The organism is Halanaerobium sp. MA284_MarDTE_T2, from assembly GCF_003337245.1.
GTDB lineage: Bacteria > Bacillota > Halanaerobiia > Halanaerobiales > Halanaerobiaceae > QPJE01.
In genome coordinates this window covers 1-11,807 of record NZ_QPJE01000043.1, presented here as the reverse complement: position 1 = coordinate 11,807, position 11,807 = coordinate 1, and the positions used below count along the sequence as shown (strand labels likewise).

The 11,807-nt window shown below is 33.8% G+C and carries 9 protein-coding genes; 2 read left to right on the top strand and 7 right to left on the bottom strand.

Going from position 1 to position 11,807, the window contains the following annotated elements; all coding sequences use genetic code 11:
• Positions 1-363: 363 nt before the first annotated feature.
• A complete protein-coding gene (locus DFR78_RS11400) occupies positions 364-1,140 on the top strand; it encodes an SDR family NAD(P)-dependent oxidoreductase (protein WP_114458956.1) in 777 nt (258 codons plus the stop codon).
• A 193-nt stretch (positions 1,141-1,333) separates the two neighbouring features.
• Positions 1,334-1,585, top strand: a complete 252-nt coding sequence (locus tag DFR78_RS11395; RefSeq protein ID WP_114458955.1) for a hypothetical protein — start codon at positions 1,334-1,336, stop codon at positions 1,583-1,585.
• Between the two features lie 188 nt (positions 1,586-1,773).
• Here DFR78_RS11395 and DFR78_RS11390 read toward each other — a convergent pair whose 3' ends face one another.
• From DFR78_RS11390 to arcA, 7 genes are all read right to left on the bottom strand, one after another.
• Positions 1,774-3,699, bottom strand: coding sequence for an FAD-dependent oxidoreductase (locus tag DFR78_RS11390; protein ID WP_114458954.1), 1,926 nt, complete (start codon positions 3,697-3,699; stop codon positions 1,774-1,776).
• A gap of 172 nt (positions 3,700-3,871) precedes the next feature.
• Positions 3,872-5,260: a methyl-accepting chemotaxis protein gene (locus DFR78_RS11385; RefSeq protein ID WP_158531769.1), complete on the bottom strand. Its 1,389-nt coding sequence runs from the start codon at positions 5,258-5,260 to the stop codon at positions 3,872-3,874.
• Positions 5,261-5,534: 274 nt separating this feature from the next.
• The gene (arcC, locus tag DFR78_RS11380; protein WP_114458952.1) at positions 5,535-6,473 is read right to left on the bottom strand and encodes a carbamate kinase; all 939 of its coding nucleotides are present in this window, start codon (positions 6,471-6,473) and stop codon (positions 5,535-5,537) included.
• A 68-nt stretch (positions 6,474-6,541) separates the two neighbouring features.
• A complete protein-coding gene (locus tag DFR78_RS11375; RefSeq protein WP_114458951.1) occupies positions 6,542-7,876 on the bottom strand; it encodes a Sapep family Mn(2+)-dependent dipeptidase in 1,335 nt (444 codons plus the stop codon).
• Between the two features lie 35 nt (positions 7,877-7,911).
• Entirely contained in the window at positions 7,912-9,309 is a 1,398-nt protein-coding gene (locus DFR78_RS11370; RefSeq protein WP_114458950.1) for a YfcC family protein, read from the bottom strand.
• Positions 9,310-9,397: 88 nt separating this feature from the next.
• Positions 9,398-10,387, bottom strand: a complete 990-nt coding sequence (argF, locus tag DFR78_RS11365) for an ornithine carbamoyltransferase (protein ID WP_114458949.1) — start codon at positions 10,385-10,387, stop codon at positions 9,398-9,400.
• Positions 10,388-10,408: 21 nt separating this feature from the next.
• Complete coding sequence (arcA, locus tag DFR78_RS11360; RefSeq protein ID WP_114458948.1) at positions 10,409-11,635, bottom strand: arginine deiminase; 1,227 nt, start codon at positions 11,633-11,635, stop codon at positions 10,409-10,411.
• Positions 11,636-11,807: the final 172 nt, after the last annotated feature.

Here is an 11,807-nt window from a genome sequence, read left to right as displayed (position 1 = left end):
AATACAAAAGGCAAGTTAGAGGATATACTGTTGGGCTAACAGGATTTTAAGCCTGTGGAGATGGTGGGTTACCACTTCTAAGAAGCAGGAATCCTCGTGGGCTTGCCCCGAGGAGGGTCAAGAAAAAGGAATAGATCAGCTGCAGTATGGCTACTGGGGAAAAAGTTTTCGCTATGATTACCGCAAAACTCAGGATGATCTTAAATGTATAGTTGAGCTTTATGGACCTGATGAAGATTTTGAATGGCCTGATCCAGTTGAAGTTTATCCAGAATAAGCAAATGAATTGAGTTTTTTTTCTGCAAATTTCAGAATATTAAAAATTATCAATTTGTGTAAGAAGAAATTTGAAAGGAGAAAAAAATGAAACTAGATGGGAAAGTTGCTTTAGTTACTGGTGGAGGTCAGGGTATAGGAGAAGGTGTAGCAAAAAAACTTGCTGAAGCTGGCTGTAATATTGCTGTAGCAGATATTAGTAAAGAAAAGGCAGAAAAAGTTGCAGAAGATATTACAGCTATGGGCAAAAAAGCGATTGCGGTTGAAGTTGATGTAACAAACTGGGATCAAGTTCAAAATATGGTTAAAGAAACTGACAACAAACTTGGCGGACTTGATATAGCTGTCAACAATGCAGGTGTTCTCTCAATAAAACCGGTTAAAGAATTAACTGAAGCTGACTGGGACCATGTTCTCAATGTAAATACAAAAGGAGTATTTCTATGTGCAAAAGCAGAAATACCATATCTTAAAAAACGAGAATGGGGAAGAATAATCAATGTTTCTTCTGCTGCTGGTAAAGCAGGATTCCCGGAATTAGCACATTACAGTGCATCTAAATTTGCTGTTATAGGTTTTTCTAATGCACTTGCTAAAGAGCTTGCTAAAACTAAAATTACTGTTAATACAATCTGTCCTGGAATTGTAGGAACTCAAATGTGGTGTGGAGAAAATGGACTTGCTGAAGCATGGAGAAATGAAAATGAAACCAGAGAACAGTCATGGCAGCGTCATCAAAAAACTTTAATTCCCCAGGGCGAAGCACAGACTCCTGAAGATATAGGAGGTTTAGCAGTTTATTTTGCAGCTGCACCGCATGTTACAGGACAGGCTGTTGCTGTTGATGGAGGAATGACACTATAGATTTAATAAATTTACCACTCCAATAAAAATAATATTGTGTCAAAGCCTAATCTCATTTTATTATAGTCAATTAGATAAGGTTAAGTTTTTTATATTTACATTAATCATAAAAAAACATTGCTGAAATTAGATTTTTAAAATAATGCAGTATATAATAATAATAAGAATAATCAAAAATTAAGGAGGGTTATGAATGGATCATTCTACAATAATGGCTGTTCTGGTTGATAAGAGAACTGATGCTGCACCTGAGGTACAGAAAATATTGACTGACTATGGATGTTTTATTAAAACCAGATTAGGAATGCACGAAAGCAGTACCTGTGCAGATGAGGGAATGATAATTCTAGATCTAACTGCTGCCGATGAAAAAGTCAAAGAACTTAAAGATGAGTTAACTAATATTGAAGGTGTTAAAGTGAAAAGTATGAAATTGGATTTTTAATGTTTTTTAGTCTTTAATTACTACTAAATAGAGAGGTCGAGAAATAATTAGTTTATTTCCCGACCTCTATCTACAATATACCATTCTCCTTTGAGCAATTCACTGTAGTCTTGCTTTAACACCACCGGTGCAGAGACTTTTTGCTTATAGTGCCTGCTTAAAAATTTGTATTATTTTATTTGCTAACTTCACTCTATATTATATGCAGCCCTAAATCCTTCATGGATAGCATCTATTATTTTTCTGGGATATACACTATCTCCTGCTAACTGGACATTAATATTTGTTTCTTTTAACTGTTCCAATAACTCTTTATTTTCACTATACCCTACAGCCAAAACTACTGTTGATATATCTTCAATTATTTGTTCCTTTCCTTTCTTTTCTATTATCACTTTATTTTCTTTAATTTCTTTTAATGAAGTATTTTTGCTAATATCAACATTTAGTTTATTTAAATTGGCCAGAAGTAATGGTTTTATTGAACCAACATCTGCACCAATCTGATCCAGAGCTTCAATCACCTGAACATCAAAACCCTTTTCTGCTAAATATTCCGCAGTTTCACAACCAACAAGTCCTGCCCCAACTACCAGAATATTACCTTCCACTTCAGCTCTGCCAGTTAAAACATCTTCAGCAAATACAACATTTTTTCTATCAGCACCTGGAAGTTCAGGTTTTATAGGAGTAGAACCTGTTGCCATGATTATTTCATCAACATTATTATTTTCAATTAAATCTTTATCAACTTCGGTTCCTAATTTTATGTCAACTCCTACCTTTTCCAGCTGTTTCTTGAGATATTGATTTAAATCATCAAATTCATCTTTATAGGGAGGAACAATTACTGAACTGAATTTTCCACCTAATTTGTTTTCTTTTTCATAGAGTTTAACTTTATGTCCTCTTTCAGCTGCAGTCCGGGCAGCTTCCATTCCAGCCGGGCCTCCACCTATGACCATAACCTCTCTTGGAGTAGTAGTTTTATTGGTATTATATTTATATTCTTGTCCACACAGTGGATTACCCAAACATGTGATGGAATCACCAGCAAACAAACGGTCAATACACCCCTGATTACAACCTATACATTTTCTAATATCTTCTTCTCTTCCTTCTTCCATTTTTTTAGGAAAATAGGGATCAGCTAAAAAACCACGGCCTACAGCAACCATATCTATCCCTTTAGCAATAGTATTTTCTAATTTTTCTGGATTTTTTAAACGACCTACTACCATTACTGGAATCTCTCCATTAATAGCTTCTTTTATTTCCAGTGCATTATCTACATATAATCCTTCACTTTCAAAGAAAGACTGGATTATTTTATGACTGGTTTCATATACTCCTCCAGATACATGAATAAGATCTATACCTTCATTTACTAAATCTTGGGCATAGTTCTTTGTCTCATTTATAGTTAAACCTCCTTCAACAAATTCCTCAGATGTCAAACGATAGGTAACTGTATAATTATCTCCAACTTTTTTTCTAATATTTTTGACTACTTCTAGAGGAAATTTTTTTCTATTCTTAAATGAACCACCATATTCATCATTTCTTTTATTACTATAAGGTGACAAAAATTGATTTAATAAGTATCCATGTGCCCCGTGTATTTCAACCAGATCAAATCCAGCTTTTTTAGCTCTTTCAGCTGCCTTAGCAAATGCGTCTATTATTTCATCTATTTCTTTTTTGGTAAGTTCTTTAGGCTTTTCCTGTTTTACCGGACATGGTATAGGTGAAGGAGCAACTACCTGTTGACCTGTCACATCTGAACTGGTCTGTCTTCCTCCATGATATAATTGTATACCAATTTTGGAACCTTCCTCATGAACAATTTCAGTTAATTTCTTTAAATCAGAAATTAACTCATCTTTATGAATACCTAATTCATTCCTAAACCCTTTTCCAGTAGGGTGGACATAAGCTGCTTCAAGAATTATTAATCCAGGTCCTCCCCTGGCTCTTTCTCTAATATATTCTATATATCTATCAGTAAGCTCTCCATCTTCACCACAATAATTGGTTACCATTGGGGACATAGCTATTCTATTCTTTATTGATAAATTACCTACTTTGAGTGATTCAAAAACTTTATCTCTCATTTTATTTCCTCCTTATCGTAATTTTTTTCACAATAATATTGTAAATAATTTAACGGTGTTTGTCAAGAAAATTGTCGAATTTATTTGAAAATTTGTTTAAATATGACTTTTTTGTTGTAGTCTCTTATGTAAATTGCATATCTTCTGGACAGCAATAAATTGTATAATTTTTTTAGATATTTAAATCTCCCATTAAGACACCAACAACTTCTTCCTGCTTTTTAATCGGAACAGAAATTGCAATACAATAATTATAACTATCCAGCGAAATATAGGGATCAGAATAATATACATTACCCTTTATAGCCTCAGAAAAATATTCTCGATGAGAGAAGTTTTTTGTCAGATCTTCTTCCTCTATATTAGAAGAAAAATTCATTCCTTCTGGATTAAAAATTGACAGCATCTCAAATCGATCATATTTTTTTATTAACTTCTTTAACAACATTCGGCTCTGATTATTGTCCTGCATTAATTTGGGTGAGGATATTTCTTTTAATATTTCAACACTTTCCTCAATTATCTTTTTGTCAGCTTCTGTTATTTCAAATGCCTGCATAAAATAATTAGTTTCCTTATTCAAATCTGATATTTCTTGATAAAACCCTTCCATATAATCATCTATCTGCCCAATGAAATTTTTCTGCTCCTGGGTATTAGCAGTTATCTCTTCAACCCCGGCTGCAAGCTGCTGAGAATTAACCGTAATCTGATCCATCATATTTTTTACCTGTTCTGAAATTACATTTTGTTTAATTGATAAATTCTTAATTTCATCTATTTGCTCTCTCAGTTCAATAGTTGAGGCATCTATTTGTTTAAATCCTTTTTTCGCCTGATTAATTTTAGTTAAATCTTTTTTGATATTATCAACTCTTTTAATCATTTTAGAATTTACATTTTTTGTCTGAGTAGAGATACTGGAACTAATTTCTTTAATATTAGCAGAAAAATTAGCTACCTGTTCCGAAAGCTGACCAATTTCATCTGCCACAACTGCAAAGCCTCTTCCTCTTTTGCCGGCTCTGGCAGCTTCTATAGCAGCATTTAATGCCAGAAGATTTGTCTGCTCTGATATTTCATTTATTTTAACTATTATTTCTTCAATACTGCTGGCTTTACTATTTAATTTTTTAATTTCCTGGCTTAAATTATCAAAGTCATTTATACTTTCCTTTACATCCCCAATTGTAATCTGCAAATTTTGATCATTTTCCTCGACAACCTCCTGCACAACTTTTACCTTGGAAAGTGCAGCTTGACAATTGTTTTTTATTGAGTCAGACAATTGAACAGAATTCTCCATTTTTTCATCAGTGGCTTCTGCATGTCGGCTCTGTTCCAGCATGTTTTCACTAAAATCTTCCAGAGTTGAAGAAGAATTTTGCAGAGAGTCCTTGATAGATCTAATGTCCTGCTTCATTTTAGCTGAAGAATCATATATTTTTTCGGATATCTGAACAGTATAAGCAATAAATTTTCTAATCCTCTTTAAACCTTTATTAAAATAAGTTGAAAGTATTTTAAGTTGATTGTTCTCAGACTCAATTTCAACGTTCATGCTTCCCTCTGCCAATAATTTAAATTTATTTTTTAACAGTTTCAATATCTTATTTTTGCTTCTTAGCCTTAATAGAAGGATTCCCAGGACTATTGTAATAAATATTATAAGTAAATACATTTCTTCTCTCCTAATTTAAAGAAAAAGGCAGAAGAATTAAATTCATTCTACCTTTTCCCCATTATAATTAATTATAATCTTTTAATAGAATCTGGCTAAAATCAGTCCACTCACCCTGTACATAATCTAATTTAACATGTTTTTTCTTAACATCTTATTCATCTCCCCTGCTAATTAAAGTTCCAGTTTTTCCTTCTAAACCTGCCTGAGCCTTATTGAGTGAAGTTATTAAAGCTTTGCCGCTCTTCTTTTTTTCTACAAAACTGACTGCTGCTTTTACTTTGGGCAGCATACTTCCCGGTGCAAAATGGCCCTCTTCAATATATTTTTTTGCCTGCTGAATATTAATTTGATCTAACCATTTTTCATCTTCCTCTCCAAAATTAATAGCAACTTTATCAACTGCAGTCAGAATAACCAGCAGATCGGCATCAACAATTTCAGCTAGTTTTTCACTGGCGAAATCTTTATCGATTACTGCCGAAACACCTTCTAAAAATCTTCCCTCTTTAATAACAGGTATCCCACCACCTCCACAGGCAATTACCAGCTGTTGATCTTCAATTAGATTTGTAATTATTTCTTTTTCTACAATATCCACTGGCTGGGGACTGGGCACAACTCTTCTATAACCTCTACCGGCATCTTCTATCATTTGATAACCTTTTTCTTCTTTAAGCTTAACTGCTTTTTCTTGACTATAAAAACTACCTACAGGTTTGGAGGGGGAATCAAAAGCTGGGTCATCTTTATCTACAAGCACCTGGGTGATTATTGTAGAAACTGACTTATTGATTTTTCTTTTTTCAAGTTCAGCTCCCAGTGCATTTTGCAGATGATAACCAATATATCCCTGGCTCATTGCTCCACATTCGGGGAAAGGGATAATTGGTATGCTATTATCTAACAAACTTTGATTTTGAAAAGCAAGATTGATCATTCCAACCTGAGGTCCATTTCCATGAGCAATAACTAATTTATGACCTTTTTCTATTAGATCAACCAGATGTACTGCAGTTTCTTTAACTAATTTCTTCTGTTCAGTTAGAGTTTGACCTAATGCATTGCCGCCAAGTGCAACTACAATTTTCATTTTTATTCCTCCTGTATATTTATTTTGCATTTTATTGACTCTACCATATATTATTTGACGTTATCTTTCTATCTTGTTAATCTATAAATAGCTTTGGCATAGATTTCTATACACTTAAATAATGAATCAAGTTTTAGATACTCATTTGTTTGATGTTCAACTTTTTCTTCACCTGGAAAAACTGATCCAAAAGCAACACAATTTTCAATCGCCCGTGAATAAGTTGCCCCTCCACTGCTTAAAGGTGCTGCTTCTTGCCCAGTTACATCTGTAAATACTTTTAAAAGAGTTTGAACAAGAAAATCATCCTCTTTAATATATAATGAATCTAAATAATCATGTTCTATATATTTTAAACCATAGGATTTAATTTTTTCTTGCAATTTATTTACTATTTCTTCTTTTTTAATAGTAACTGGAATTCTAATATCAAAAAACAACTCCTGCTTTGTTTGATCTAGTTTTATTTTCCCCAAATTTATTGTTAAAGGACCCGATTCTTTATCTGCTAAATCTCCAAATATTTTAAGCCCCTTATAATCTTCTCCCAGATAATCGTTAAAGAAATTAATACTTTCTATGTCTGAATATATATTATCCAGTGCTTTAAGCATAACAGCAATAGCATTCTTACCATTATAGGGTTTAGAGGCATGAGCACTTTTGCCAAATACAGTAATTAGATTATTATCAAACTGATAATTAGCCTTTAATTTATCCAGCTCTCTAATTAATTTATCTGGATCATCTGATTGATAACTAATTTCATTTGGCACTACATTAAATGCTGTTCCACCGGCTAAATTAATTTCACTGCTGTTTTCAGAAACTAGTTTAAACTGCAGCAGAGCTTTTTCAGCATTTATCAGGGGAAAATTGCTATCTGGAGCAAAAGCAAAAGTTGGTTTTTCTTCATTGACTAAATATTGTTCTATACTGCGCCACAGTGTTTCTTCATCTAAACCAAATATAAATCTGATTCTTTTATTAAAATAAACACCCTGATCTATAAGATTTTTAACTGCATAAAGAACAGCTATTAGTGGGCCCTTATCATCTATTGTGCCTCTTCCATACAGCTTTCCATTTCTTTTAGTTAGCTTAAATGGTGGGCTTTCCCAATCAGCTTCACTGCCGGCTGGAACAACATCAAGATGACATAAAATACCAAGCATTTCTTTACCAGATCCTATTTCTGCATAACCATACTGACCAGCTCCATAAAAAGTTTTAAAGCCAAAGTCCCGAAAAATTTCTAAAGTTTTACGCAGACACTTATCTATCTCTGCTCCAAATTCATATTTTTCCGAATCTTCAGCATACACACTAGGACAGGCGATAAGCTCAGCTAAAACAGAAATTATTTCGTCTGCCTGAGCCTCAATTCTCTGCGCTATTTTCATAATTACCTCCTAAAAATTTTTAAATTCAGTAATTTTTAAATCAATACTCCCAAAGAAAGCATAATAATAGTAAACAGGAATATTGCTAACAAAAGTTTCCAAACATATTTTATCCATTTACCATAATTAACTTTTGCAATTGCAAGACCTCCCATTACAACAGCACTTGTGGGAGTAATTAAATTTACAATACCACTTGCAGATTGATAAGCTGTTACCACTATATTTCTTGATACATTGGCAAAATCACCCAGTGGAGCTAAAATCGGCATTGACAAAGTGGCTAAACCCGAGGTGGAAGGGATCAAAAATGATAATGGAATATAGAATAAATAAGCTAAAATAGTAAAGGAAACAGAGCCTAAATTTGAAAGTAGATTTTCGCCATAATTCAACACTGTTCCCGAAATATTTCCATTATTCATGATAATTGTAATACCCCGGGATATAGCAACTATTAAAGCAACACTAATTAAATCACTAGCACCACTTACAAATGAATTTACAATCTTTTTTTCTGACATGCCAGCAATTAAACCAATAATAATAGCAGATGTCATAAATAAAGTTGATAATTCTCCAAACCACCACCATAAAGTTGGTACAGCTGTTATTCCTAGATCTTCAAAAGGAATTACACCAAATATCATTACTAAAAATGTTAGAGCAAATACTGCAATTATTATTTTTCTGCGTTTAGTAAATTCGGGGAATTCATCTTCTTTTTTTCCTAAAAAATGCTCTTTATTTTCTTCTCGCTGACTGTAAACTAAAGACTTGGATGGATCATTTTTAACTTTTTTGGCATAGCGCATAGTATAGAAAATAGCAATTAATTCCCCTAAAACTAAAATCGCCAATCTCAAACCAATTCCCCTACCAAGTGATATTTGAGCAAAGTTAGTTGCAATTCCTGTTGCAAAAGGATTGACTGTAGAGCCTAAAACTCCAACTCCAGCACCTAATAAAATAACAGAAACAGCTGTAATCGCATCATAACCAGCTGCTATAAATATCGGAATAACCAGAGGATAAAAAGCTATTGTTTCTTCTGCCATTCCATAAGTACTACCACCAATACCAAATAGTGTCATTAGAACAGGTATCATCCAAATTTCTTTACCTTTTAAGGCCTTAGTAACCGCTGCAATACCAGCATCAATTGCTCCACTCTTCATTGTGACACCTAAAAAACCACCGATTACTAAAACAAATAGGGCAACATCTACTGCATCATAAAAACCATCAATTGGTGCTTTTAGAATGTCAAATATACCTTGAGGATTCCTATCTGTTTGGTGATAAGTCCCAGGTACAGGCTTACCAGCTTCTTTTTGATATTCTCCAGCTGGAACAACCCAGGTTAACATTGCTACTATTATAATAATTATAAAAAGAATTGTATAAGCAGTTGGCATTTTAAATTTTTTCATAGTTATCCCTCACTCCTTAGTTTTAATTTTAAACAATTTATTATTAGACTCTATCCTCCCATCACATAGGAAGGATAGAGTTATAAATTTAATTACCTGCTGTTGCTACCATTACTGCTTTGATAGTATGTATTCTATTTTCTGCTTCTTCAAAAACCCTAGAATGTTTACCATTAAAAACAGCATCGGTTACTTCCATTTCTTTAAGTCCAAATTTCTCTTCAATTTCTCTGCCAATTGTTGTTTTATTATCATGGAAGGAAGGTAAGCAGTGCAGAAAAATAACTTCATCATTGTTAGCTTTTTCAATCAGAGACTGATTAACCTGATATTTTTTTAGAAGTTCTATTCTTTCTTCAAATTGATCTTCTTCTCCCATTGAGACCCAGACATCTGTATAGACTGCATCAGCACCCTCGACTGCTTCTAAATCTTCAGTAAGATTAATCCTGGCCCCAGTTTCTGCTGCTATTTCCTGCATATCTTTAACAAGTTCTGCTTCCGGCCAGAGAGATTTAGGTGCCAGAGCAACAAACTCCATTCCTAATTTGGCGGCAGCAATTAAAAGAGAATTGCCCATATTATTGCGAGCATCTCCAGTATAAACTAACTTTATTTTATCCAGAGCTTTGTTTGTGTTTTCTTTAATAGTTAAAAGATCAGCCAGTACCTGAGTCGGATGATAACTGTCTGTTAAACCATTCCAGACCGGTACTCCAGAGTAAATTGCCAGTAGTTCTACATCACTCTGTTTAAAACCTCTAAATTCTATTCCATCATAAAATCTTCCCAGCACTTTAGCAGTGTCTTCGACCGTTTCTTTTTTACCAAGCTGACTGTTGGTAAGGTTTGTTACATTTGCACCTTCATCATAAGCTGCTACCTCAAAAGCACATCTAGTTCTGGTTGAAGATTTTTCAAATAATAGAACAATGTTTTTACCTTTAAGCAGCTGGCCTTTAGCACCCGTTATTTTTTTCTGTTTTAAATCTGCTGCCAGGTCAAGTAAATAATGTATTTCATCTGCACTAAAGTCTTTTAAACTTAAAAATGATCTGCCTCGTAAATTTACTCCCATTATCATTAACTCCTTTCGTTTTTAAAGATCTTCTCTAATTAAAGGCATACTCATACAGCGCGGACCGCCACGACCACGTGACAATTCGGAACTGGGGATAACATGGAGATTAACTCCGTTTTCTTCTAAAATTTTATTTGTTACATGATTGCGAGAATATACCACTACTTCTCCAGGAGCTATGGCCAGGGTATTAGAACCATCATTCCACTGTTCTCTTCCTGCATCAACTTCATCTCCTCCGGCACACTTGATCAGGGTTATTTCATCAAGTTCCAGATATTTTTGGAGAATATTATCTAAAGTATCTTCCTCTTCATCAATTTTTAGACCACCGTTATTACCTTTAGTAATCGAAAATACTTTTAATTCACCTTCAATTTGAGCGTGAATAGTAAATTTATCGTGATCAACCATGGTAAATACTGTATCTAGATGCATAAAGGCTCTTTTATCAGGTATTTTAAAAGCTAATATTCTCTCAAAAGTTTCCTGCTCATCATAAAGTAGATTTTTGGCCACTTCTTCAATAGCTGCAGCATCTGTTCGATGCGAAATTCCCATTGCAACTACTTTATCATTTAAAATTAATTCGTCTCCTCCTTCTATAGAACAGCTGGTATTATTTCTATCAAACCAGAAGGGAATCTCATAATCCCTGTAATCAGGATGATATTTAAAGATATATTCCGAAAAAATAGTTTCTCTGTTTCTGACATCTGTCCGCATATGATTTAAAGAAACTCCTCTACCAATAGTGGCAAATGGATCTCTGGTAAAGTAAAGATTGGGCATTGGATCTAAAATAAAGGGATAAGCACTATCTACCATATCATTTAAAGTACAATCAGCAATCTTCGGTACTTCTGTTTTACGCACGCCAGCCATCATTTTATCTATCAAATCTTCATTACTGAATTCAGCAAAATATTCTTTAACAGCTGATCTTTCTCCAGGACTAAAAACTCCTCCTTCATCTAGAAACTGTTCAATAAATTGGTCTTTAATATCAGCATCTTTTATAACCTCTGCAATCTGATCTTCGAGATAAACAACCTCTACTCCACTGTCTTCAAGCATTCTGGCAAATGCATCATGCTCTTTTTGAGCGATCTCTAAATATGGGATGTCATCAAATAATAATCTTTCTAAAATATCTGGTGTTAAATTCTCTACCTCTTCTCCTACGCGATGTAAGAGAACTTTTTTTAAAGGAGCTATTTCGGATCGGACATTTAATGGATACATTTTATCTTTCTCCTTTCAATTAAAAAATTAATTCTGTAAATAAATAATTTTAATTACCTTTAATAGAAGCTTTAAACAATAGAGTAGGACCAGCCTTTCAGCTGGGACCCCTCGTCAAACTGCACGTACGGTTCTCCCGTATACAGCTTTCCGTCAGTCGTTGCCCCGTCTC

Excerpts from the sequence above, each read along its gene's own strand:
- argF (WP_114458949.1), bottom strand. The coding sequence starts at position 10,387 with ATGGGAGTAAATTTACGAGGCAGATCATTTTTAAGTTTAAAAGACTTT.
- DFR78_RS11375 (WP_114458951.1), bottom strand. The coding sequence starts at position 7,876 with ATGAAAATAGCGCAGAGAATTGAGGCTCAGGCAGACGAAATAATTTCT.
- DFR78_RS11390 (WP_114458954.1), bottom strand. The coding sequence starts at position 3,699 with ATGAGAGATAAAGTTTTTGAATCACTCAAAGTAGGTAATTTATCAATA.
- arcC (WP_114458952.1), bottom strand. The coding sequence starts at position 6,473 with ATGAAAATTGTAGTTGCACTTGGCGGCAATGCATTAGGTCAAACTCTA.
- DFR78_RS11370 (WP_114458950.1), bottom strand. The coding sequence starts at position 9,309 with ATGAAAAAATTTAAAATGCCAACTGCTTATACAATTCTTTTTATAATT.
- DFR78_RS11385 (WP_158531769.1), bottom strand. The coding sequence starts at position 5,260 with ATGAACGTTGAAATTGAGTCTGAGAACAATCAACTTAAAATACTTTCA.
- DFR78_RS11400 (WP_114458956.1), top strand. The coding sequence starts at position 364 with ATGAAACTAGATGGGAAAGTTGCTTTAGTTACTGGTGGAGGTCAGGGT.
- arcA (WP_114458948.1), bottom strand. The coding sequence starts at position 11,635 with ATGTATCCATTAAATGTCCGATCCGAAATAGCTCCTTTAAAAAAAGTT.
- DFR78_RS11395 (WP_114458955.1), top strand. The coding sequence starts at position 1,334 with ATGGATCATTCTACAATAATGGCTGTTCTGGTTGATAAGAGAACTGAT.